We start from the raw sequence: 23,548 nt of genomic DNA on the forward strand, positions 1-23,548 counted from the left end.
AGCTAATTTAGTATGTTTTGTTAAATATATTTCGGTCAGTGTTTTTAGTAGGGTCTTCAACCATTATAAAAAAGGCTGTGTTAAAACCTTGTTGTTGATTTTCGTTTCAGAACACTCGCTTTCCGCGGGCGAGTCCGTGAGCCTCCTCGGCGAAAAGCGCGCCTGTGGGGTCTCCCGTGACCCGCTCTCCCGCGCTTGCACAGGATGTGCTGACCTCTACGTTTGCCACAGGACGTGGCAGCCTTTAGTAGAGGTTCCTTTACACTCGCGTCCTTCCACTACAATCAACACTGGCCTTTAACATAGCCATAAAAAAAGTGTATTGAATATAAATATACTTGCATAAACATAAAGGGTCCATCAGAAGGAAAATACAATATTAATGCATAAAGGTGAGGTTATTCACCTATTTTTATAAATAATATTGCATAAAAATACTATAAGTATTATAATCATACAATATTAAGGGATTTAGGAGTTGAGTAGTGTGAAGGCAGCAGTTATTGGAGGAACCGGCTATAGTGCGATTGAATTAATCAGGATCTTACACCATCATCCATATGTTGAGCTTGAGACCGTAGTATCTCACTCAAAAACAGGAAATGAGCTTCAAGACATATATCCACATCTTACAAGTATCATGCAGACACCGTTAACAGGATTGGATGTGGAAGAAATTTGTCATACAGCAGAGGTTGTATTCTTTGCAACTCCGTCTGGCATAAGCAAGGATCTTCTACCCGGATTTCTAAATAAAGGAGTAACCTGCATTGATTTATCAGGGGACTTCAGGTTGAAGTCGAGGGAAAGCTATGAGAAATGGTACCATCATGAAGCTGCAGAGGAATCTTATTTAAATCAAGCGGTTTACGGACTGAGTGAAATATATAGTGAGCAAATCAGGAAGTCGTCGTTTATCTCAAATCCAGGCTGTTACCCTACTGCCACACTACTAGCTTTACTTCCAGCGGTTCAAAAAGGTCTATTAAACAATCAATCAATCATTATTGATGCAAAATCAGGTGTGTCTGGAGCAGGAAGAGGACTATCACTTGGCACTCATTACGGAGAGATTAATGAAAATCTTAGGGCCTATAAGCTAGGAGCTCATCAGCACATTCCAGAAATTGAACAAATTCTTCAACATGAGTCAGGGAATCCTGTAACGATTTCATTTTCTACTCACCTTGTCCCGATGACGAGAGGGATTATGTGCACCATTTATGCAGATATGAATTCCTTTAAAACGACGAAGGAAATGATTGAGCTTTATGAAGCTTATTTTGAGAAACATCCTTTTGTAAGAATTCGAAAAGAAGGAACGCTTCCTTCTACAAAAGGGGTATATGGCAGTAACTACTGTGATATTGGATTCTACGCTGATGAACGAACAGGAAGACTCGTCATAGTTTCAGTGATTGATAATCTAGTAAAAGGTGCCTCCGGTCAGGCAGTTCAAAATTTAAATATCCTTAAAGGATGGGATGAGACTAGCGGACTGTTGCATGTACCGATGTATCCATAATTTAAGAGAGGGTGTGCCTCATGCAGGTAATTGAGAAGGAAAGTATTATCGTACTAGAAGGTGGAAATGTCACAACACCAAAGGGCTTTAAAGCGGGTGGAGTACATTGTGGTATTAAAAGAAAAAGACTAGATCTGGGCTACATTTACTCGGATGTTCCGGCCGTAACAGCTGGTGTATATACAACAAATCTATTCCAAGCGCCACCTTTAAAGGTGACACAAGAAAGCATTGAAAAGGAACAGATGATTCAGGCAGTACTTGTTAATTCAGGTAATGCCAATGCATGTACAGGAGAACAAGGATTAAAGGATGCTTATCATATGCAAGCTGCTTTTGCGGAAAAGCTTTGTGTACCGAATCATTATGTAGCAGTAACTTCAACTGGAGTAATTGGTGTTCATTTGCCAATGGAAAAAATAGATAACGGAATCCAACAGGTTCTTCTGGAAGACAATGAGGGTGCGACACTTTTTGAAAAGTCGATTTTAACAACCGATACAGATGTTAAAAACATATGCGTTCAGTTCGTGATTGATGGAAAGACCATTACGATTGGTGGAGCTGCAAAAGGATCTGGAATGATTCATCCTAATATGGCAACGATGCTTGGGTTTATTACAACAGATGCAGCAATTGGTTACGACGATTTATCAGCTGCTCTTAGGGAAGTAACCAATCAAACCTTTAACATGATTACCGTGGACGGTGACACTAGTACAAATGATATGGTCTTAGTTTTAGCAAATGGAGAAGCAAAGAATCAACCGCTAACAAAGGATCATCCGAGCTGGTCACTTTTTATGAATGGACTTAAGTTGGTTAGTGAATCGCTAGCTAAGCAGATTGCCAGAGATGGAGAAGGGGCAACAAAGCTAATCGAGGTTCAAGTAAAAAATGCTAGCGATATTGAGGTCGCACGTGCAGTTAGTAAATCAGTCATTTCTTCAAACCTAGTAAAAACAGCAATATATGGAACAGACGCAAACTGGGGGAGAATTATTTGTGCAGTAGGCTACAGTGGGCAACCCATTAACCCTGATACGATTACAGTTAAAATTGGACCAATTACTGTGGTTGAAAATGGTCTACCTACACCATTCGATGAAGACGAGGCAAAAGAGTATCTTCAGAATGAACTCGTTCAAATTTATATCAATTTAAATCAAGGTGATGCAACAGCAACAGCTTGGGGTTGTGACTTAACTTATGATTATGTCAAAATAAATGCTTCTTATCGGACATAAAGGGGATATAAGGGATGGAATACGTAGTTATAAAATGCGGCGGAAGTGTCATGGAGAACTTGCCAAAATCCTTTTATGAAAATATCGTGCAGCTACACCAGAGTGGTACAGTAAAACCGATTCTCGTACATGGTGGAGGTCCACTGATTTCCTCACTTTTAACAAAGCTTGGGATAGAAACGAAATTTGTTAATGGTCTTCGAGTTACGACAGCTGAAATGCTTGATCTTGTTGAAATGGTGCTAAGTGGTACAGTCAATAAACAAATGGTGAGAAGGCTGATTGGGGTAAACGGTAAAGCAATTGGAGTTAGTGGAGTAGACGGAATGCTCCTAAAATCTGAACCAACGAAGGATGCAGATCAACTTGGCTATGTAGGAGAAGTAGTCGGTGTTAATTACGATGTGCTCAACACCATTTTAAATGCAGGACATATACCTGTGGTTTCGCCAATAGGGATCGATGAGTCTGGTCAGCGCTATAACATTAATGGTGATGTTGCAGCTTCTGCAGTAGCGAAATCACTAGGAGCAAAGCTTTGTATGATCAGTGACATCCCAGGCATTTATACGGAACAAAACGGTAAAAAAGTAACCTTAAAACAGGTTACAAAGCAGGATGCTGAAGAAATGATCACGGATGGAGTGATTGCAGGAGGAATGATTCCGAAGGTGAAGGCTGCAATTGATGGTCTTCTGCATGGTATTCCAGAGGTTGTGATTATCAATGGAATGGAGCCAGATAGCTTACTAACCTTTGCATCTGGAAGTGAAATTGGCACCAAAATCGTGCTAGCTGGGGAGGGGCAATATGTCTACTAATGTAAAAAGTGATCCACTAATGTCCACATATAACAGGTTTCCATTAACGCTTGTAAAAGGAAAAGGAAGCTATGTATGGGACGAAGAGGGCGTTCAATATTTAGATTATACTTCTGGAATTGCGACCTGCAATCTAGGTCATGTACCAGATGTAGTAAAGGAAAAAATAGAGGAGCAGCTTCAAGAACTATGGCATTGCTCTAACCTTTATCATATTCCGGTTCAAGAAAAGCTGGCTTCGTTACTAGTTGAAAATAGCGTTGGTGACGCTGTGTTTTTTTGTAATAGTGGAGCAGAGGCAAATGAGGCCGCCATTAAGCTCGCGAGAAGATATGCACAAAAGGTGAAAGGAACAGACGCTTATGAAATCGTCACGTTCACTCAATCGTTTCACGGCAGAACCTTAGCCTCTTTAGCGGCAACGGGACAGGAAAAGCTACAAGCAGGTTTTTATCCTATGCTTCCTGGTTTTAGATATCTTCCTTATAACGATGTTTCAGCTCTTGAGCAGCTTGTCTCAGACAAAACATGCGCTGTCCTACTTGAGATCGTTCAAGGAGAAGGTGGTGTCGTGCCGGCAAGCCTAGAATGGATCACAGAGGTAGCTAAGCTATGCAAAGAGCATGATCTTTTACTAATGGTAGATGAAATTCAAACTGGGATGGGAAGAACGGGTACTCTATTTGCTTATGAACAATATGGAATACAGCCTGATGTAATCAGTATTGCTAAAGGTTTAGGTTCAGGGTTCCCGATTGGTGGAATTATCGCTAATGAGAAAGCGGCTAAAGGGTTTGAGCCAGGAACTCATGGTAGTACGTTCGGTGGAAATCCACTTGCCTCCTCTGCTGGTCTTGCTACAGTGGAGTACCTTGTAACAAGTGATGTCATTCAACGGGCAAAAGAAAGTGGGATTTATTTAGAATCACAGCTTCAGGAGCTAAAGACACAGTGTCCTATGATAGAAGACATCCGTGGAAAAGGACTATTGCAAGGTCTTGTGGTAAAAGAGGCAGCTAAAGTGGTAGAGAAGGCACGTCAGCATCATGTGCTAATTTTAACGGCAGGGCCAAATGTAGTAAGGATATTACCACCATTAACTACAACTAAAACTGAAATTGATCAGTTTATTAATATATTAAAGCTTGTATGTAAACAGCTAGAAAGCTAGATAGGAGGAATACGTAATGGATCAAGGGTATCTGATCCTTGAAACAGGAGAAGTGTTTGAAGGGAAAATAATTGGTAATATTCAAGATTGTATCGGTGAAGTGGTATTTAATACGAGTATGACAGGATATCAAGAGATGATGACAGACCCTTCCTATTCTGGACAAATTCTTACATTTTGTTATCCGTTAATCGGTAATTATGGAATCAATCTATCTGATGATGAAAGTAAAAAAGTATCGGTAGCCGGTGTGATCATCGGTGATGCTTGTGAGAAGCCTAGTCATTATTTAGCGACTAAATCACTATCAATTCAGCTTCAGGAAGCGGGTATTTCTGGCCTAACAGGAGTGGATACACGTTCATTAGTTCAAAGTATCCGTAAATCTGGAACAGTAAAAGGAGTGATTACAACTGTTCCTTCTTATAACAAAACGACACTAGCAGAATATGAATCTCCATTTTGGGTAGAAAAGGTATCAACGAAAGAAGCTGTTACCTATAACAACAATGGACCACATGTTGTATTGATCGATTTTGGTTATAAGAAGTCCATATTGGATGCGCTACTACAAGAAAATTGTAAGGTAACAGTTGTCCCTTATCACTTTACCTATAATCAGGTTAAATCTTTACATCCGGATGGTGTGTTATTGAGTAATGGTCCTGGAGATCCGATGGAACTACAAGGTCAATTTGAAGAGATTAAAAAAGTGACTCAGAACTATCCAACACTCGGTATTTGCCTCGGACATCAATTAGTAGCTTTATCTTATGGTGCGATAACTGAAAAGCTAACATATGGACATCGCGGAGGTAACCACGCGGTGAAGGAGCTTCTGACGGGTAAAGTCCGTATGACCTCTCAAAATCATAGCTACGTTGTCATGGAAGAGAGTATTAATTATGAGGAACTGATCATCACTTATCGCAATGTAAACGACAAAACGGTGGAAGGAATTAAACATCGTAAATACCCTGTCACATCCGTTCAATTTCATCCTGAAGCACATCCTGGACCAAGTGATACAGCTCATATTTTTACCGAATTTCTTCAACAAATCTCGTCTTTAGGAGCCGTCAACTATGCCATTAAATAAAAGTCTAAAAAAAGTACTCGTGATTGGGTCAGGACCAATCGTGATTGGTCAGGCAGCGGAATTTGATTATGCAGGAACGCAAGCATGTCTTGCATTAAAAGAGGAAGGAATCCAAGTCATCCTCGTCAATAATAATCCTGCCACGATTATGACTGATTCAGAAATTGCCGATCAGGTTTATATGGAGCCACTAACGGTGCCTTCTTTAGAGGAAATCATTAAGCGTGAAAAGCCAGATGGAATGATTGGAACGCTTGGTGGGCAAACGGGATTAAACTTAACTGTACAGTTATATGAACAAAATATACTCCAAAAATATAATGTTGAACTATTAGGCACTTCTGTTGATTCTATTCAAAAAGGTGAGGACCGAGAAAAGTTTAGAAACTTGATGATCGAGATTGGTGAACCAATTCCAGAGTCTAGTATTATTCACAGCTACGAAGAGGGAGTACAGTTTGTCAAGCAAATTGGCTATCCTGTCATTATCCGACCTGCCTATACGCTTGGTGGAGCGGGTGGGGGATTTGCCTATAATGATCAAGATCTAGAAATATATTTGAAAAAGGGATTAAAGGCGAGTCCGATTCATCAGGTCCTCGTTGAGCGGAGTATAAAGGGCTGGAAAGAAGTCGAATATGAGGTCATGAGAGATGAGAATGACACTTGTATTATTGTCTGTAATATGGAAAATATGGACCCTGTTGGCGTTCATACTGGAGACTCAATTGTTGTGGCTCCTTCTCAAACGTTAACTGATGTTCAATATCAAATGCTTCGTAACTCATCTCTAAAGGTGATTCGTGCATTGGAAATTGTCGGTGGCTGTAACATTCAATTTGCCTTAGACCCACATTCTAACCAATATCATATTATTGAGGTAAATCCTCGAGTGAGTCGTTCATCGGCATTAGCCTCCAAGGCAACCGGGTATCCAATAGCAAGAATGGCTGCGAAGTGTGCAATTGGTTACCACTTAGACGAATTATTAAATCCGATCACAGGCTCAACGTATGCATCCTTTGAGCCAGCACTAGATTATATCGTTGTGAAGTTACCAAGGTTTCCGTTCGATAAGTTTTCAGAGGCTGATCGAAGTCTTGGAACACAGATGAAAGCTACTGGAGAAGTAATGGCAATTGATCGGTCATTTGAAGGAGCCTTAAATAAAGCGATTCGTTCCTTAGAAATGAATGTCTGTGGACTGAAGATGTCTTCTTTAGAAAACCTATCAGACTCCGAGCTACTAGCTTTAGTGACGGAGGCAACGGATCTTCGTTTATTCGCATTAGCTGAAGCGATGTGGCAAGGAAAAACAATAGAAGATATTCATGGATTAACGAGTATTGATCCTTGGTTCCTAGAGAAGTTACTCGTGATTGTAAACCTTGAAAAGCAGCTAAGTTCCTATTCATTTGACGAAGTACCACTAGATTTATTAAAAGAGGCAAAGCGGAAGAATATTGGAGACCAGCGCTTATCACAAATCTTCTCGATACCAGAAAAGATAATAAGACAAAAGCTAAAAGTGATTAATTGGAAACCAAGCTATAAGCTAGTTGATACATGTGCTGCCGAGTTTGATGCGGTTACTCCGTACTACTATTCAACGTGGCAAGGTAGTGATGAGGTTCAACTAACTAGCACTAAACAGAAAATTTTAGTTATCGGCTCTGGTCCGATTCGTATCGGTCAAGGTGTAGAATTTGACTATTGTTCGGTTCATGCTGCTTTAGCTGTAAAGAAAAAAGGGTATGAAGCCATTGTTATTAACAATAATCCTGAAACAGTTAGTACGGATTATTCGGTTGCGGACCGACTATATTTTGAGCCCTTAGCAACTGAAGATGTTCTTCATGTAATAGAAAAGGAGAAAGTCGACGGAGTACTGATCCAGTTCGGTGGTCAAACTGCTATAAATTTGGCTCAATCGCTTCAAGAAGAAGGAGTCATGTTACTAGGTACATCTGTAGAATCAATAGATGCTCTAGAAGACCGTAAGCAATTTTACGAGGTTTTACAAAAGCTTGAAATCCCTCATATTAAAGGAGAAACAGTGACCGCGGCAGATCAGCTAATTCAGCAAGCAAATGAGTTGGGATATCCTGTGTTAGTAAGACCTTCCTATGTAATTGGTGGTCAATCTATGTATATTTTTCATCAAGAACAGGATCTGATAAGCTACATTTCTAGATTGCTAGCAAGTGGAAATGATAGAATTTGGCCATTATTAGTAGATTCTTATATACCGGGACTTGAGTGTGAGGTAGACGTCATTAGTGACGGAAAAGATATCGTAATCCCTGGAATTTTTGAGCATATAGAAAAAGCAGGTGTTCATTCAGGTGATAGTGTGACAATTTTTCCTCCAATTTCATTATCAGACAATATAAAAGAAACTCTAATAGATTATGCGAAACGAATTTCCACCTCGTGTTCTATTATTGGCATGATGAATATCCAGTTTGTCATTTCAACTAACATTGTTTATGTACTAGAGGTAAACCCACGTTCATCGAGAACAGTACCCATCATGAGTAAGGTGACAGGAATTCCCATGGTAGAATGGGCAACGAATGTTCAGCTTGGTGACTCTTTAAAAGGTCTTTCTAATGAAACAGGTTTATTGCAGGAACCTAGCTATTATTCAGTAAAAGCACCCGTGTTTTCGGCCACGAAGCTAAAGGGCGTTGATCATATTTTAAGTCCCGAAATGAAGTCAACCGGTGAAGTATTAGGTTTAGGGTATACAGTAGAAGAGGCAATGAAAAAAGCGGTCTGGTTTGATGATAAGCAGCATCATATAACAAACAAGATGATATTCTGTTCCATCTCTGAGACTGCTAAACAAGAGAGTATTGAGATCCTTAAAGAATTAGCTGACAACTCCTTTAACATGATGGCAACAGAAGGGACAGCAGCATTTTTAAATGAAAATGGAATTCTAGCAGAGAGTATTCCGAATCCGAAGGAATCGTTAGAACAGCTTTGGAAGGATGGCAAAGTTGGAGTCGTGCTTAATATCCCAACACAGGGAAGAAATGAAGGAAAGCTCGGGTATTTCATTCGGGAGTTATCAACGCGCTACCAAATCCCATGCTTTACTAGTCTAGATACATTCAAAAGGGTTATGAAGCTAAATCCAGAACAAAACATACAAGTAAAATCGATTCAAGAATATGTTAGCAAGGCAGAAAAAATAAGTATTTAGAAGGGTGGAAATTATGTTAAATAAAGTGAAATGGCAGCCAGAATGGGTCGGAACAAAAATGAGTCAGAAGGACTTTTTAACCATTGAGCAGTGTACACCAAATGAAGTCATGTCCTTACTTACAGATGCACTTCATATGAAAAAGCTACAAAAACAAGGAATTCCACATCCTTATTTAAGTGGTAAGGTGTTAGGATTAATTTTTGAAAAGTCTTCAACAAGAACTAGGGTTTCTTTTGAGGTGGGGATGCTTCAACTAGGAGGTCATGCGATCTTCCTTAGTTCAAAGGACATTCAGCTGGGTAGAGGTGAAACGGCATCTGACACGGCAAAGGTGCTATCAAGATATGTAGACGGTCTTATGATACGAACATTTAGTCATTCTTCTATTGAAGAATTTTCTCAAAATGCAACAGTGCCGGTTATTAACGGGTTAACCGACCTTCACCATCCATGCCAGGTACTTGCAGATTTATTAACGGTATTGGAACATAAAGGGAAGCTAAACGGATTAAAAATGTGTTATGTTGGAGACGGAAACAATAATATGGCGCATTCACTCATTGAGGGGGCCGTCAAAGTTGGCATGCATATTAGTGTAGCATCTCCAGTAGGCTATGAACCGAATGCTGATATATTATATCAAGCAAAATTAGATGCCGAGCACACAGGAGGATCCGTAACCGTCACGTCAAATCCAGTTGAAGCTGCTAAAGCTGCGGACGTAATTGTGACCGATGTTTGGACATCGATGGGAATGGAGTCAGAGCAAGAAGAGAGACTGAAGGCATTTCAACCATTTCAGGTCAATCTAGAGCTTTGTGAACATGCGAAAAAAGATTATATTTTCTTACATTGCTTACCTGCTCATCGTGGTGAGGAAGTAACGGCTGACATTATTGATGGTCCACATTCTGTTGTTTTTGATGAAGCTGAAAACCGCTTACATGCACAAAAAGCAATCTTAAAAGCATTAATGGATTAAAAAGGTAAAATTTTTTTCGTGCAAAATGTATAAAAATACATTATTATAAATATTAATTCATTAAAAGCATTTAGGGGGATTAAAAAATGGCAAAAGATAAAATCGTTTTAGCATATTCAGGAGGTCTAGATACTTCTGTTTCTATAAAGTGGCTTCAAGAGAAATATGGTTATGATGTCATTGCATTAGGTCTTGATGTGGGTGAAGGTAAGGATCTAGAAACTGTAAAAAATAAAGCACTTCAAGTGGGTGCGATTAAAGCATACATGATTGATGCAAAGGCATTATTAGCGAGCGAATATATTGCTCCAGCTTTAAAGGCAAATTGCTTATATGAAGGTAAGTATCCCTTATCATCAGCTTTATCTCGTCCGCTTATTGCAAAGCTACTTGTAGAAGTTGCTGAAAAAGAAGGTGCGGTTGCAGTAGCTCATGGTTGTACAGGTAAAGGAAATGACCAAGTTCGTTTTGAAGTGTCGATTCAAGCATTAAATCCAGACCTTAAGGTGGTTGCACCAGTTCGTGAGTGGGGCATGACAAGAGATGAGGAAATTGCTTATGCTGCGGAGAAGGGTATTCCCATTCCTGTAGATTTAGATAATCCATTTTCTATAGATGCAAATATTTGGGGGCGTGCTTGTGAGGCTGGTGTTCTTGAAGATCCTTGGGCAGAGGCACCAGAGGCTGCATACGATTGGACGAATCCGATTAACCTTACACCGGATGAAGCCGAATATGTGGAAGTTGAGTTTGTAAAGGGACTTCCAGTAGCATTAAACGGAAAAGAAATGAACTTTGTTGCCCTTATTGAAGAGCTTAATGAACTAGGCGGAAAACATGGAGTTGGAAGAATTGATCATATCGAAAACCGCTTGGTTGGAATTAAGTCTCGTGAAGTGTATGAAAATCCAGGAGCATTAATTTTAATCAATGCTCATAAGGAACTAGAGTTTTTAACTTTACCACGTGAAATTACTCAGTTTAAAACGTCAGTAGAGCAACAAATGACTAAATTGATCTACGACGGTCTTTGGTATTCACCGTTACGAAATGCTTTGGAGGCATTTGTTGATGAGACACAGCAAGTGGTTTCAGGGACAATCAAAGTGAAGCTGCATAAAGGAACGCACACAGTTGTTGGTCGTAAATCTCCTCATAGCTTATATAATGAAGAGCTTGCTACCTATTCAAAGGGAGATGCTTTCGATCACAACGCTGCTGTTGGTTTCATTAAACTGTGGGGCTTAACAACTAAGGTTTACTCTCAAGTGAATGCAAAGGACACCGAATCCATTTCACAATAATCTTAAAAGAAGAGAGGGAGAGCCCTCTTCTTTTAAGACTTTTTCCATGACTGGAGATAAGAGCTCGCAAGTAATTGGGTTAATTTCGCAAGAATAAATAATGAATTTGCAAGTAAATACATCGTTTCGCAAGTAAAGGAGTTACTTTCGCAGATAAAAATAGGATTCGCAAGTAATGAGGTTAGTTCCGCAAGAAATAAAGGAAATTCGGAAATAAAATCTCGAACTCGTAAACATAACTCTTTAATGATAATGCAAGTGAAAAATAAGAATGGGTCGTAGTAAAAAGGGGGAATGGAATTGTCTAAGCTTTGGGGCGGACGGTTCACAAAAGAAACAAATAAACTGGTTGAAGAATTCACTGCTTCTATAAACTTTGACCAAAAGCTAGCACTAGAGGATATAGAAGGAAGCTTGGCACACGTTCAAATGCTAGGTGAATGTAACATCATTCCGTTAGAAGATGTGGAAAAGATTAAAAATGGATTGTTAACAATCAAACAAAAAATTGAAGCGGGAACAATGAAATATTCTGTTCAACATGAAGATATTCATATGAACATTGAAAAGCTTTTAATAGATACAATCGGTCCCGTTGGAGGAAAGCTTCATACCGGAAGAAGCAGAAACGACCAGGTGGCAACGGATATGCATTTGTATGCAAAGCGTAAAACAAAAGAACTGATTTTACTTATAGATGCTGTACAAACTGCAATTCTAAATCAAGCAAAAGATCATGTTCATACGATGATCCCAGGTTATACACACTTACAGCGTGCACAACCAGTGTCATTTGCTCACCATTTGTTGGCATACTTTTGGATGTTTCAGCGCGACAAGGAGCGTTTTCAGGATAGCCTGAAACGGGTGAACTGGTCTCCATTGGGAGCGGGTGCACTAGCCGGAACGACTTTTCCCATTAATCGTGAAAGAGTGGCTGAGTTGCTAGGTTTTGAGATGGTATATCCTAATAGTATGGATGCGGTGAGTGATAGAGATTTCATCGTTGAATTACTTTCGATCTCCTCTTTATTGATGACTCATATTTCTAGACTGTCAGAGGAACTTGTCATCTGGTCTAGTCAGGAATTTCAGTTTATAGAGCTAGATGATTCATTCTGTACAGGTTCAAGTATTATGCCGCAAAAGAAGAATCCAGATGTGCCAGAGCTTTTACGTGCAAAAACAGGGAGAGTTTATGGCAATCTAATGGGATTATTAACCGTCTTAAAGGGTCTACCATTAGCTTATAACAAGGATATGCAAGAGGATAAAGAAGGGATGTTCGACACGGTTGAAACCCTAGAAGGATCCTTGCAGCTACTAGCACCTATGATTGAAACGATGATTGTTAAAAAAGAAACAATGAGAAGTGCGGTTAATCAAGATTTCTCCAATGCAACAGATATTGCTGATTATTTAGTTACAAAGGGAATTGCATTTAGAGATGCACATGAAGTAATCGGGAAAATCGTGTTATATGCAATCGGCGAAAAGAAGTATTTACTAGCTCTAACGTTAGAAGAGTATAAGAGTTTTAGTCCTTTATTTGAAGAAGACATTTTCGAAGTGCTATCGCATGAACATGTGGTTGCTGCACGAAAAAGCTATGGTGGAACTGCGCCAAGTCAGGTAGAAAACCAGATTAAGCTCGCTGAAAAACATGTACTACGCTAAATTATAATAAATAAAAATCATTACAATACGAAACAATAAAATTGGTGGATATAAAAAATTGTATTATTATACCTAAAACAAGTTTAGTGTTATAATCAATTATCTAGAATTTTCAAAATATTGAGGGGGCAACAAAAATGAAAGTAAATAAAAAATCATTATTAGCTATGCTTGCTATGATGTTTATGTTAGTTCTTGCAGCATGTGGAACTGGAGAAACTGGTACGGGCGGTGAGGCAGAAGAGGGAACAGAGGAAGCAAAGAAGTCACTAATAGTCGGTACTGATGCAGCATTTGCTCCATTCGAGTATATGGACAAGGGTGAAATCGTTGGATTTGATGTGGATTTTTTAACGGCTGTGATGGAAGAAGCAGGCTATGAGTTCGAACTAAACAATATTGGCTGGGATCCATTATTTGCATCTGTACAAGGTGAGGAAATTGACTTAGCGATTTCAGGTATTACAATTAACGATGATCGTAAGCAAACATATGATTTCTCAACTCCTTATTTCCAATCTACTCATATGATTGTTTTTAACGAGGGCGCAGGAATTACAAGTGCAAAAGATCTTGAGGGTAAAAGAATTGGTGTTCAAAACGGAACGACAGGTCAATCAGCTGCTGAAAAAATTGTTGGTGCAAACAATGCCAATATCTCAAAGTATGAAACAACCGCAGTCGCATTTATGGCACTAGCTAATGGTGATGTAGAAGTGGTTGTTACGGATAATGTTGTAGCAAATGAGTATGTGAAAAATAACCCAGATGCAAAGGTTGAAGCGATTGAAGATCCTGAAAACTTTGATTCTGAGTACTATGGCTTAATGTTCCCTAAGGGCAGTGAGCTAAAAGCTGAATTTGATGCTGCTATCAAAACAGTTATAGAGAACGGGACATACACAGAAATCTATAAAAAATGGTTTGGTACAGAGCCAAACGTAGATGAACTATTAGCCGCTGAATAATTAAAAGTTGGCGTAACGTGCAGACGTTGCGCTTCTTTTTATGAAGAATGAGGATTACTCATTTGTACATGATATAAAGAAAGATTGATTTAAGGGGGCCGACCATGGATTTTAATTTTAATATCGTTATAGAATATCTCCCTTTCTTCTTAAAGGGAACAATGTGGACAATCTTACTGTCTCTGCTGGGTATTTTAATTGGGACAATCTTAGGATTATTAATTGGCTTAGGAAAAATGTCATCCATAGCAATTATTCGATTACCTTTTATCTGGTATATTAACCTATTTAGAGGAACACCGTTTTTCGTTCAAATCTTACTAATACATTTTGGGCTTATGCCTATTTTTATGTCTCCTGTTAACCCGATTGCAACAGGTGTCGTAGCATTATCTCTGAATGCAGCAGCCTATATTGCTGAGATTTTTAGAGCTGGTATTCAGTCTATTGATAAAGGTCAGATGGAAGCCGCAAGATCTCTAGGTATGACTCATATCCAAGCAATGAGGAATGTTATTTTACCTCAGGCTGTAAAACGAATGATTCCTCCACTTGGAAATGAATTTATTGTTTTATTAAAAGAATCTTCACTATTGGCGATTATTGCTGCTCCTGAATTAATGTACTGGGGACGTGCGGCACAAGGACAGTATTACCGTGTATGGGAACCATACTTGACGGTAGCCTTGATTTACTTAATACTAACACTTTCCTTAACGTATCTATTGAATTATATGGAAAGGAGGCTTAATACCCAATGATTAAAGTAAAAGGATTAAAAAAATCATTTGGACCATTAGAAGTATTGAAGGATATCAATGCAGAAGTGAAATCACAAGAAGTTGTAGTTGTAATCGGTCCTTCTGGATCTGGTAAATCCACATTTTTGAGGTGTTTAAATCTCCTTGAATCTGTTACAGGTGGACATGTCATGATAGATGGTGTCGACCTCACAGACCCTAAAACGAATATTAATGAAGTACGAACAGAAGTAGGAATGGTATTTCAACAATTTAACCTATTTCCTCATAAGACGGTATTAGAAAATATAACGATGGCACCAATGAACGTACGTAAAGTTAATAAACAGGATGCAGAAGCTAAAGCAATGGAGCTACTAAACAAAGTAGGTTTAGCGGACAAAGCAAAGGTTTACCCTGACTCATTATCAGGTGGTCAAAAGCAACGTGTAGCCATTGCGAGAGCACTTGCAATGGAGCCGAAAATCATGCTATTTGACGAGCCGACCTCTGCTCTTGACCCTGAAATGGTTGGAGAGGTTCTGGAGGTTATGAAGAACCTAGCTAAAGAGGGAATGACCATGGTAGTCGTAACGCATGAAATGGGCTTTGCTCGTGAAGTCGGCGATCGCGTGATTTTTATGGACGGTGGCTATATTGTGGAAGAAAATGTACCTTCAGAGCTATTTGGTAATCCTCAAAATGAGCGTACTAAGGCATTTTTAAGTAAAGTTCTTTAATAAATAGACAACCGTAGGATAATCTTGCTCCTGCGGTTTTTTGTTTTGTATGGATATCAACGGAAACCTCGTTTTTTCAGCGAAAGGGGACATATATCATTAATGTCCTATTTGTAAAGGCTGGTAAATGAATAGACGGCGAAGCTTACACATTTATCGATAATATGGAAAAGAGTCTACGTTGTATCAATAGAGAATATTCTTGACCGACTTCTGCTTTTATGTAAGTAATAAGATTAGTCCTAATATAGGGAGTGTTGAATATGAACCCATTTGTTTTTGCATGTATTGCTCCACATGGCGGTGAAATAATCCCCGAACTTCAGGGAATCCAGCCGTTACGAATGGATGCTACGAGAGAGAGTATGATTCGTCTTGGAAAAGAGATGGAAAAGGCAAAACCTGATACAATTATTGTCTTAACGCCTCATGGAACCAGAATAAATGGGCAGTTCGCGATTACTGATTCAGAAAGAATGCTAGGAGTTGTGGAAGAAAACGAGGCATCATTCCGAATGGAACGTAAGGTTGATCGAGAACTAGCTACTGAACTTGGTAAACACGCAGAGCAATTCGGTTTACCAGTTGGGCTCATTAACTATGCGACAAGTGCAGGACCATTCTCTTGTCTTCCACTAGATTGGGGCGCGATTGTCCCACTTCGATTTATGCCAAAGGTTCCAGTTGTTGTGATCACTCCTTCCAGAGATTTATCTTTTGAAAAGCATGTTGAATTTGGACAAATGATTAGAGAAGTTGTTAAACATTCAAGCAAACGTATTGGCTTAATAGCTAGTTGTGACTGGTCGCATGCTCATGATGAGGCAGGTCCTTATGGATTTCATGAAGATGCTAAAAAGCTTGATTCTGAAGTAGTAGATTTGATTAAAGAGAATTGCTTGGAAGAGATGGCTTACTTTGATGCAACATACATAGAAAATGCTAAGCCAGATGGTATTTGGCAATCCTTAATATTAGCAGGTGCAATTCCGAAAGAGGAGCGTAAATCAGAATTTCTATCATATGAAGCTCCGACATATTTTGGATTAATTTGTTCAGCTTATTTTCAATAACATAGAATAGAAGAGGTGACTAGAGTGATTAATTGGTATCAAGAAGTGTTAGCACGTAAGGAAGAACTTTTAAATGATCTAGTAGGTCTTTTGAAAATTGAAAGTATCAAGGATGAAAGTACAATAACGCCTCAGTACCCTATGGGTGAGAAGGTAGGAGAGGCATTAGATTATATGCTATCAATATCCGAGTCATCAGGGTTAAAAACTAAGAATGTAGATGGATATGCTGGATATGCGGAGATGGGACAAGGAAATAATGAGGATGCTGTTGGGATCTTATGTCATGTTGATGTAGTTCCAGCAACAGGTGAGTGGAGTAGCCCTCCCTTTGAACCAACGATTCGTGATGGTAAGCTATATGCTAGAGGAGCCATTGATGACAAAGGGCCTACAATAGCAGCATATTACGGAATGAAAATCGTAAAGGAATTAGGACTGCCTCTTCAAAAAAGAGTAAGGATGATCTTTGGAACTGATGAAGAGAGTGGAATGAGCTGCATGAAGCATTATCAACAGGTTGAGCAGATGCCGGCTGTTGGCTTTGCGCCTGATGCTGACTTTCCTATTATCAATGCTGAAAAAGGACAGCTAAATGTAATGCTTATGATTGGTAACAGTAATGAAGTGGATGACGGAGAGGTACAACTCCGATCCTTTAAAGCAGGAGAAAGAGGAAATATGGTTCCTGAGAAAGCAGTTGCAATTATAACAGGAAATGTGGATCATCTTATTCATGAATTCGAAGGCTTCTGTAATGAAAAGGGATTAAAGCGTAAAATCAATCATCATGAAAATGAAGTGGAAATCATTTTATTTGGTGTATCTGCACATGGAATGGAGCCGCATATTGGCTTAAATGCAGGTACAACACTAGCAAGCTTTCTACGAGCCTTTGATTTTACAGGAGAAGCTGCTCAGTACTTAGATTTTCTTGACGATCTACATGAAGATTATGAGGGGAACAGCCTTGATATCGCTTATAGAGATGATGTAACAGGACCTTTAACGGTTAATCCTGGAATTCTCCATTTTGGACAAAGTGGGGGCAGCGTTCATCTGAACATTCGTTGTCCAGTCACGACTGATTTTGAAGAAACGAAGGAAAAGCTAACTCTAAATATTAACCAAAAGGGGCTTCATGTTGAAGAAATAAAAGAATCACAACCACATCATGTGGGAGCAGAGCATCCAATGATCGAGGCTTTACAAGAGGCTTATCAAGGTGAAACTGGTTTAGAACCAACACTACTCTCAACTGGTGGTGCAACGTATGCTCGGTTTATGGAAAATGGTGTAGCGTTTGGGGCATGTTTCCCAGGCAAAGAAATGACAGCCCACCAAAAGGACGAGTATATTGAAGTGGAAGATCTACTAAAGGCAACAGCAATTTATGCTAGAGCTATCTATAATTTGGCGAAATAGAGCATATTGATGTATCCTTTGCGGGATTTTATTGACCTTTTTCATGCCCCTGTTTTTTATGTATAAAACGATAAAATCTTGGTTGTAAAAACAAACTTAAACTAACTAAACAATAAAGATTGTCTCTTTAGAAGAGAGGGCTAGACTTGTTTTATCGCTAGTCCCCTTCTAGAGACAATCTTTTTATTTTTCGACTAACTGATCAACTGTCACACTAATCTTTTTAGTTGGATCATTAAGGGGATGGACAGTTGCTTGTCCATTACTTTGATCAACATGTTCAATGTACACTTTTTCTCCGTTATAGATTACATCGATCATTTCTGGTGAAGAAGCGATTTCTTGTGTGCGTTTTGAATCCATCATGCCACCTCCTTGTTTTTTAGACATTGTTACTATTTGTATTAAAGCTTTTTTTATGCTTGAACATCTTGAATAAATTGGAAGATGGGTTTTTAGAGTACTGAAAGACAAGACTATGCATTCAAGCCTTTGCCTTTAGTATTTCTCAATTGCAGTAAGTTCAACTTTCTTCTTTAGCTTAATCAGAGAGAGTGTATACACGACTCCTCCTAAACCAGTTATTATTCCACATATGATTCCAACTATGTGAAAACCAAACGAGCTGTAGAACATTCCCATAATAAAAGATCCAGTAGCGACTGCAAGGTTTGTTGACAAGCTATATAAAGACATGATTCTACCCCTTAACTCAGTTGATTGATTACTCAATAGTGAACTAATACTTGTTAGAACAACACTTTGAAGGGCTCCCCAAACTACTAATAGGATATAAAAAATAAGTAGAGGAACCTTTACACTAGACAAAGCGAAAAGTGTTACCGATAAACCGATTAGAGCAGTAATTAAGGCTGCCTTTTTTCCAAAAAAATCAACAATTACACCAGCAAGAGGGCTAAGGGCAATACCTATACCATAAAACAAAATGACTTTCCCGGATTCACTTACATTTAGTTGGTAAGCCTGCTGAACATAGCTCCCTAAAAAGGTGTAGACTCCGTAGAATCCGAACATATTGCAAAACGTTGTAAAAAGTAGAAGGGTAACTTGTTTTTCATTTAATGCTATAAATAGATGCTGAAAGAATCCATTTTGCTTTTGGTGGTGGTATTCAGCACTCTGCTCTGTCTTAAGTAGAGTTAAAGACAGCGTGGATATTATTATACTTAACAATCCTATGAGGATAAACGTCCACCGCCAATGATATAAATCCCCAATATAAGCCCCCAGTGGAATTCCTAAAATTAAGGATAGGGACCAGCCAGATAAAACGATTCCCATCACCCTTCCTCGAAATTTAAATGGGACTTGGTCACCAACAAATGCATAGGCAGTGGGAATATAAATTCCAGCACAGATTCCAGAAAGCAATCTGCCTATTAACAGAATCAACATATTTGGAGCAATGGCACACAGGAAGCTCGTTACTGAAAAAATAAGTAAGCTCACACCCATTAATCGCGCCCTAGAAACCCGGTCAATGAAAGGAGCAATAAAGGGTACAACTAAACCAATAGCTAACCCGTATAAACTTACTGAGAGGGATGCTAAAGAAAAGGTCGTATTGAGATCACGAACTAGTTCAGGTAGAAGAGGAGATAAGATTAGTTCGTCTGATCCCACTAAAAAAATACCAGAGATTAATATAAACGTTACAAATAAGGGGAACTGTTCCTTTTTATTTTGATTGTTCATTAGCTTTCAACTACTTTCATTAAGTATTTTCTACAGTATAGCTAATGAAATTAAGGTTTGTTATAATTTTATTGAATGATATTAACATTCCATATAAGGTTCAAATGTTGGACTCTATGGTCTATGTACATAGTGGTTTTTGCTTAATTTCATAAAGTAAAATGAACAGTTCCTTTTCCCAGCGGGTTTAGTAAAAACAGTTCTTTACTGTATAAAATAATTAGTTTCTAGCAAGGAAAAATATGCAAAGATAGGGGAATCGAAGGATGGATCAGATTGATTTACATCTATTATCTTTACTAAAGGTAAACTCGAAAATGAAATATGCGGAGATGGGAACTGAAGTACATCTATCTGCACCTGCTGTTCATGAAAGGATTAAAAAGTTAGAAAAAAACGGAGTCATAAAAAATTATACAATCGAAACTAATCCTAAAAAACTAGGGTTATCGGTGTGTGCACTTATTAGTATCACGTTATCGAATGTTACCTTGTGCTCAGATGCAGTTATAGAATTGGAAAAAATTCATGAAGTTGAAGAATGTTTTAGTACGGCGGGTGAGGAGAGCCTTCTCATAAAGATCAGAACCAAGGATACTGATTCTTTGGAGCAGCTCTTGGTTAAATTGAGATCTATTTCAGGAGTTGAAAGAACATTAACTAAAATTGTGCTAACTTCTCATTTTGAAAGAACCGCTCTCCATAGTCCGAAAAACGAAGAAAGTATCAGTGGATTGTAATACGGGACAGAAATTAGATATTCTTGGAAGGTTACTAACATCTTATAAACATATCCACAAATACACATCCTTACAAATGCCTATAATAAAGGGTTTTACACAAACTTATTCACATTATCCACAGAAAAGGGTTGAGTTATCCACAATTTCAACCATGGTATTAAAGTCCTTATAAAATAACTAGTTATCCTATATATCCACAATTCGTTGTGGATTGTGGATAAGTTAATTGTGAATAAAAAAGTGAAGGTGGAATAGACCACCTTCACTTTTTTATCTATTATTTCCTAGATTTTGCTCTTTCGTCTGCAGCTTTTGAGCGTTCTTGTGCTTGTAGATCATCTGTATCAGCTAGCTCTTGGGAAAATTCGATATCCCGGCCATCTGAAGGCAATTTTGCATAGCTAGGCGTTTGTGGTAAAGAAGAAGTATTTTTATCTCTATTGCTATGTCCGTGATGTGTTGGCATTTTACAATCCCTCCATGCTAATGTAATCTTTGTTCTTGATTATCTTTTCACGAAGGGAGAAAGTTATTACGGTATTATTAGGAATTACGCTTATTGCTGATAAAGCCACCAGCGCGATCAGCCATTCTAAACTCACGTGAATATGTAACCTCTTGCATGCTACTTAGGGTGCTTTTTGATTTGTCTTTTCTTCGTTTGTTATCAGCCATTTATAAATCCCTCACTTTTCCATGAACTTACTATCATCGTTGCCGTAATGGAATCACTTTATTCATGAAATAAATAAATAAGAAAAGCATAAGCGCCCTGGTTAGCCCCGACAAGCAAATGTTCCACCGAGAAAAAAGGGGTGGTTTTCCCCTTTATTCTCGGTGGGTTATCCCGGTCTAACTGGCGCTAACTAAAGGAATAAAAAATTTAGTTTGAATTAAAGCGCCAGTAAGACCCCGATTGGTTCAACTAACCATCAGAAAATCACTGATGGAAGTTTCACTGTATCTGACCTCGAGGGGCTGGGCGCTGGAGCTAGACACAAAAAAGCCTACCATAATGGCAGGCTTGAAAAAATAAAATTTATGCTTCTTTCAAATGTTCTTCCTGGAATACATAAGGCTGTCTCATTGAATGAAGGTTATAAAGATCCTTTGGAATTTCAAACAGATTATATATATCTGCAGTAGCATTTAGTTCATCATATAAACTTTTTCTTGTCTCATTTGCAAAGATTGTGTAAGGAAGCTTTTCAGCAGCGCTAAAGGATCTACCGTTAACCTTACGTATTCTCATAAAGATACGCTCTATTCCTAAATCAAAGAACAGTTCATCAAAAAAGGCATCTTTAGCAATTTTATTATAGCCTTTTCCATGGTATGGTTTACCAAGCCAGGTTCCTAAGAAGCCAGCACCATCCTGGATATCAAACAAATTAATCGTGCCTATTGGGTTTCCCCACTCATCAAGAATTGTACGTGAAATAATTTCACCGCGTTCTTCAGCTTCAATCGTCTGTTTTGTTAGGAACAGGAATTCTTCATAGGTTGCTGCTTTTTGACGCACAAAAGGAAAGACATCTGGGTGCACCATTAGCTCATAAAGAGCATGGCAGTCTTGTAGATCACGTTTCTTTAGCATGCTTTATCCCTCCAATCATGAGGGCAGAAAAAGCCCATAAGTAAGTAGGACTTCACCCTCGAAATTTTTTAATATGTTAGCTAAAAAAATTTCGGGGTGGGAATCGAACCCACTAGGACCAGTCATGCTGGTGGCGCACCATTTGCCTTTCCCTAATTTATACTTGTGGATATAAAGTTTTAGGTATGTTATATATTCTTATGAATACTTAAAGTATAATACGATAAAATTTGTAAAAAAGATACTACTTTTTTGTTAATTTTTTTTGTAAATTATTTCCCCATTAATCATCGTTAAACGAGCCTTTGCAAGATAGTGAAAAGGGTGATGACTCCACAATACAATATCAGCATCCTTACCGACTTCGAGACTGCCTACACGGTCATCTACGCGAAGATTTCGTGCCGGTGTAATGGTAATTCCCTCAAGTGCTTTTTGTTCATCAAGTCCTTCACGAACAGCTAATGCTGCACAAATATTTAAGTATTGAATTGGTGTATACGGATGGTCAGTTGTAATCGATACTTCAACCCCGGCATCGGCTAATACTTGATAGGTAATCCATGATTTATTTTTAAGTTCAATCTTACTACGACGTGTTAGTGTAGGTCCCACACTAACCTTCACATTTTTTCCTTCAAATTCACTAGGAATTAAATGCCCTTCCGTACAATGCTCAATTCTATAATCAAGGTCAAATTCTTCTGCAAAGCGCATGCCTGACATAATGTCGTCCGCACGGTGAGCATGAATTCGAACAGGAATTTCTCTGTTAAGAACTTTCACGATCGGTGCAATTCGTATATCCTCTGGATGATTGCTGTATTTCGCCTTGTAGAAGGCTTCGCGCAGCATTCCCATAATCCCCATTCTTGTAATAGAGTCATTACTACCATGACTATGAATGCGTTTTGGATTTTCACCAAGTGCAATTTTTAAACCTGCTGTTTCCTGTAGTAGCATTTTTGACACGCTACGACCATGTGTCTTAATAACGGAGGTTGTACCACCAATCACGTTAGCACTACCTGGCATAATATGTGCGGTTGTGATTCCATGCTGTATGGCATCTGAAAAGGCCGTGTCTAATGGGTGTAGACTATCCAATGCTCTTATATGTGGTGTAAGTGGTTCGATTGTTTCATTTGCATCATTACCAGCCCAACCAGTTCCTTCATCATAAAGACCTAGATGTGTGTGAACATCAACGAGGCCAGGAAATAGAAGCATTTCTTTGCAATCAACAACGAAGGCATCTTCAGTAGGTTGAATGTTATATCCGATTTCTTTGATTTTACCGTCTTCTACAAATAAGTCTGCGTTATGTAGAGGAGGGCTTGTTACGGGATAAATGGTTGCATTTTTAAATAGGGTTTTCATTGTGTTACTCCTTCGTTTCTAAAGATTACTTTTATTTTAGGATCTATCACAAATTGGTAGTAATTAAAAGTGTCCACTTCATTGCGTTCCAGACACTTGCTTTCCGCGGGAGGAAGTCAAGTGTCA

General features: G+C 38.7%; 21 protein-coding genes. 15 read left to right on the forward strand and 6 right to left on the reverse strand.

What is annotated here, in order from left to right; translation table 11 throughout:
* The first annotated feature begins 487 nt into the window (after positions 1-487).
* The 14 genes from argC (at position 488) to pepV (ending at position 17,986) form a co-directional block, all read left to right on the forward strand.
* A complete protein-coding gene (gene argC, locus G4D63_RS16560; RefSeq protein ID WP_163180793.1) occupies positions 488-1,525 on the forward strand; it encodes an N-acetyl-gamma-glutamyl-phosphate reductase in 1,038 nt (345 codons plus the stop codon).
* Between the two features lie 20 nt (positions 1,526-1,545).
* A complete protein-coding gene (argJ, locus tag G4D63_RS16565) occupies positions 1,546-2,772 on the forward strand; it encodes a bifunctional ornithine acetyltransferase/N-acetylglutamate synthase (protein ID WP_163180794.1) in 1,227 nt (408 codons plus the stop codon).
* A gap of 14 nt (positions 2,773-2,786) precedes the next feature.
* A complete protein-coding gene (gene argB / locus G4D63_RS16570) occupies positions 2,787-3,593 on the forward strand; it encodes an acetylglutamate kinase (protein WP_163180795.1) in 807 nt (268 codons plus the stop codon).
* The gene (locus G4D63_RS16575) at positions 3,583-4,764 is read left to right on the forward strand and encodes an acetylornithine transaminase (protein WP_163180796.1); all 1,182 of its coding nucleotides are present in this window, start codon (positions 3,583-3,585) and stop codon (positions 4,762-4,764) included. Before argB ends, G4D63_RS16575 begins: the two co-directional genes overlap by 11 nt.
* Positions 4,765-4,780: 16 nt before the next feature.
* Positions 4,781-5,863, forward strand: coding sequence for a carbamoyl phosphate synthase small subunit (locus tag G4D63_RS16580; protein ID WP_163180797.1), 1,083 nt, complete (start codon positions 4,781-4,783; stop codon positions 5,861-5,863).
* The gene (locus G4D63_RS16585; protein ID WP_163180798.1) at positions 5,850-9,074 is read left to right on the forward strand and encodes a carbamoyl phosphate synthase large subunit; all 3,225 of its coding nucleotides are present in this window, start codon (positions 5,850-5,852) and stop codon (positions 9,072-9,074) included. Before G4D63_RS16580 ends, G4D63_RS16585 begins: the two co-directional genes overlap by 14 nt.
* A gap of 13 nt (positions 9,075-9,087) precedes the next feature.
* Entirely contained in the window at positions 9,088-10,059 is a 972-nt protein-coding gene (gene argF, locus G4D63_RS16590) for an ornithine carbamoyltransferase (protein ID WP_163180799.1), read from the forward strand.
* A gap of 86 nt (positions 10,060-10,145) precedes the next feature.
* On the forward strand, positions 10,146-11,363 hold the full coding sequence (locus G4D63_RS16595) for an argininosuccinate synthase (RefSeq protein ID WP_163180800.1): 1,218 nt from the start codon (positions 10,146-10,148) through the stop codon (positions 11,361-11,363).
* Positions 11,364-11,663: 300 nt separating this feature from the next.
* The gene (gene argH, locus G4D63_RS16600; protein WP_163180801.1) at positions 11,664-13,040 is read left to right on the forward strand and encodes an argininosuccinate lyase; all 1,377 of its coding nucleotides are present in this window, start codon (positions 11,664-11,666) and stop codon (positions 13,038-13,040) included.
* A 137-nt stretch (positions 13,041-13,177) separates the two neighbouring features.
* Positions 13,178-14,008 carry a basic amino acid ABC transporter substrate-binding protein gene (locus G4D63_RS16605; protein WP_239586002.1) on the forward strand — a complete coding sequence of 277 codons (831 nt, stop codon included), beginning with the start codon at positions 13,178-13,180 and terminating at the stop codon, positions 14,006-14,008.
* A gap of 104 nt (positions 14,009-14,112) precedes the next feature.
* On the forward strand, positions 14,113-14,769 hold the full coding sequence (locus G4D63_RS16610; RefSeq protein WP_163180802.1) for an amino acid ABC transporter permease: 657 nt from the start codon (positions 14,113-14,115) through the stop codon (positions 14,767-14,769).
* On the forward strand, positions 14,766-15,488 hold the full coding sequence (locus G4D63_RS16615; RefSeq protein ID WP_163180803.1) for an amino acid ABC transporter ATP-binding protein: 723 nt from the start codon (positions 14,766-14,768) through the stop codon (positions 15,486-15,488). Before G4D63_RS16610 ends, G4D63_RS16615 begins: the two co-directional genes overlap by 4 nt.
* 263 nt (positions 15,489-15,751) lie before the next feature.
* Entirely contained in the window at positions 15,752-16,561 is an 810-nt protein-coding gene (locus tag G4D63_RS16620) for a DODA-type extradiol aromatic ring-opening family dioxygenase (protein ID WP_163180804.1), read from the forward strand.
* A gap of 24 nt (positions 16,562-16,585) precedes the next feature.
* Positions 16,586-17,986 carry a dipeptidase PepV gene (pepV, locus tag G4D63_RS16625; protein ID WP_338023988.1) on the forward strand — a complete coding sequence of 467 codons (1,401 nt, stop codon included), beginning with the start codon at positions 16,586-16,588 and terminating at the stop codon, positions 17,984-17,986.
* Positions 17,987-18,169: 183 nt separating this feature from the next.
* On the opposite strand, the gene G4D63_RS16630 is transcribed toward pepV, so the two are convergent.
* Entirely contained in the window at positions 18,170-18,349 is a 180-nt protein-coding gene (locus tag G4D63_RS16630) for an H-type small acid-soluble spore protein (RefSeq protein ID WP_163180880.1), read from the reverse strand.
* Between the two features lie 135 nt (positions 18,350-18,484).
* Positions 18,485-19,702, reverse strand: a complete 1,218-nt coding sequence (locus G4D63_RS16635; protein WP_163180805.1) for an MFS transporter — start codon at positions 19,700-19,702, stop codon at positions 18,485-18,487.
* A 266-nt stretch (positions 19,703-19,968) separates the two neighbouring features.
* On the opposite strand from G4D63_RS16635, the gene G4D63_RS16640 reads away from it, so the two are divergent.
* Positions 19,969-20,442, forward strand: a complete 474-nt coding sequence (locus G4D63_RS16640; protein WP_163180806.1) for an Lrp/AsnC family transcriptional regulator — start codon at positions 19,969-19,971, stop codon at positions 20,440-20,442.
* A 280-nt stretch (positions 20,443-20,722) separates the two neighbouring features.
* On the opposite strand, the gene G4D63_RS16645 is transcribed toward G4D63_RS16640, so the two are convergent.
* The 4 genes from G4D63_RS16645 to G4D63_RS16660 form a co-directional block, all read right to left on the reverse strand.
* The gene (locus G4D63_RS16645; protein ID WP_163180807.1) at positions 20,723-20,911 is read right to left on the reverse strand and encodes a YfhD family protein; all 189 of its coding nucleotides are present in this window, start codon (positions 20,909-20,911) and stop codon (positions 20,723-20,725) included.
* A 77-nt stretch (positions 20,912-20,988) separates the two neighbouring features.
* A complete protein-coding gene (locus tag G4D63_RS16650; RefSeq protein ID WP_163180808.1) occupies positions 20,989-21,120 on the reverse strand; it encodes a YfhE family protein in 132 nt (43 codons plus the stop codon).
* Between the two features lie 364 nt (positions 21,121-21,484).
* On the reverse strand, positions 21,485-22,042 hold the full coding sequence (locus tag G4D63_RS16655) for a GNAT family N-acetyltransferase (protein ID WP_163180809.1): 558 nt from the start codon (positions 22,040-22,042) through the stop codon (positions 21,485-21,487).
* Between the two features lie 255 nt (positions 22,043-22,297).
* Positions 22,298-23,422, reverse strand: coding sequence for an amidohydrolase (locus G4D63_RS16660; protein WP_163180810.1), 1,125 nt, complete (start codon positions 23,420-23,422; stop codon positions 22,298-22,300).
* Between the last annotated feature and the right edge of the window lie 126 nt (positions 23,423-23,548).

Origin of the sequence: Bacillus mesophilus (assembly GCF_011008845.1) — a bacterium.
GTDB lineage: Bacteria > Bacillota > Bacilli > Bacillales > SA4 > Bacillus_BS > Bacillus_BS mesophilus.

Bases quoted from the DNA above. Each gene is read 5' to 3' on its own strand.
- argJ (WP_163180794.1), top strand. From the start codon at position 1,546: ATGCAGGTAATTGAGAAGGAAAGTATTATCGTACTAGAAGGTGGAAAT.
- argB (WP_163180795.1), top strand. From the start codon at position 2,787: ATGGAATACGTAGTTATAAAATGCGGCGGAAGTGTCATGGAGAACTTG.
- G4D63_RS16575 (WP_163180796.1), top strand. From the start codon at position 3,583: ATGTCTACTAATGTAAAAAGTGATCCACTAATGTCCACATATAACAGG.
- G4D63_RS16580 (WP_163180797.1), top strand. From the start codon at position 4,781: ATGGATCAAGGGTATCTGATCCTTGAAACAGGAGAAGTGTTTGAAGGG.
- G4D63_RS16585 (WP_163180798.1), top strand. From the start codon at position 5,850: ATGCCATTAAATAAAAGTCTAAAAAAAGTACTCGTGATTGGGTCAGGA.
- argF (WP_163180799.1), top strand. From the start codon at position 9,088: ATGTTAAATAAAGTGAAATGGCAGCCAGAATGGGTCGGAACAAAAATG.
- G4D63_RS16595 (WP_163180800.1), top strand. From the start codon at position 10,146: ATGGCAAAAGATAAAATCGTTTTAGCATATTCAGGAGGTCTAGATACT.
- G4D63_RS16605 (WP_239586002.1), top strand. From the start codon at position 13,178: ATGAAAGTAAATAAAAAATCATTATTAGCTATGCTTGCTATGATGTTT.
- G4D63_RS16610 (WP_163180802.1), top strand. From the start codon at position 14,113: ATGGATTTTAATTTTAATATCGTTATAGAATATCTCCCTTTCTTCTTA.
- G4D63_RS16615 (WP_163180803.1), top strand. From the start codon at position 14,766: ATGATTAAAGTAAAAGGATTAAAAAAATCATTTGGACCATTAGAAGTA.
- G4D63_RS16620 (WP_163180804.1), top strand. From the start codon at position 15,752: ATGAACCCATTTGTTTTTGCATGTATTGCTCCACATGGCGGTGAAATA.
- G4D63_RS16630 (WP_163180880.1), bottom strand. From the start codon at position 18,349: ATGGATTCAAAACGCACACAAGAAATCGCTTCTTCACCAGAAATGATC.
- G4D63_RS16635 (WP_163180805.1), bottom strand. From the start codon at position 19,702: ATGAACAATCAAAATAAAAAGGAACAGTTCCCCTTATTTGTAACGTTT.
- G4D63_RS16640 (WP_163180806.1), top strand. From the start codon at position 19,969: ATGGATCAGATTGATTTACATCTATTATCTTTACTAAAGGTAAACTCG.
- G4D63_RS16645 (WP_163180807.1), bottom strand. From the start codon at position 20,911: ATGCCAACACATCACGGACATAGCAATAGAGATAAAAATACTTCTTCT.
- G4D63_RS16650 (WP_163180808.1), bottom strand. From the start codon at position 21,120: ATGGCTGATAACAAACGAAGAAAAGACAAATCAAAAAGCACCCTAAGT.
- G4D63_RS16655 (WP_163180809.1), bottom strand. From the start codon at position 22,042: ATGCTAAAGAAACGTGATCTACAAGACTGCCATGCTCTTTATGAGCTA.
- G4D63_RS16660 (WP_163180810.1), bottom strand. From the start codon at position 23,422: ATGAAAACCCTATTTAAAAATGCAACCATTTATCCCGTAACAAGCCCT.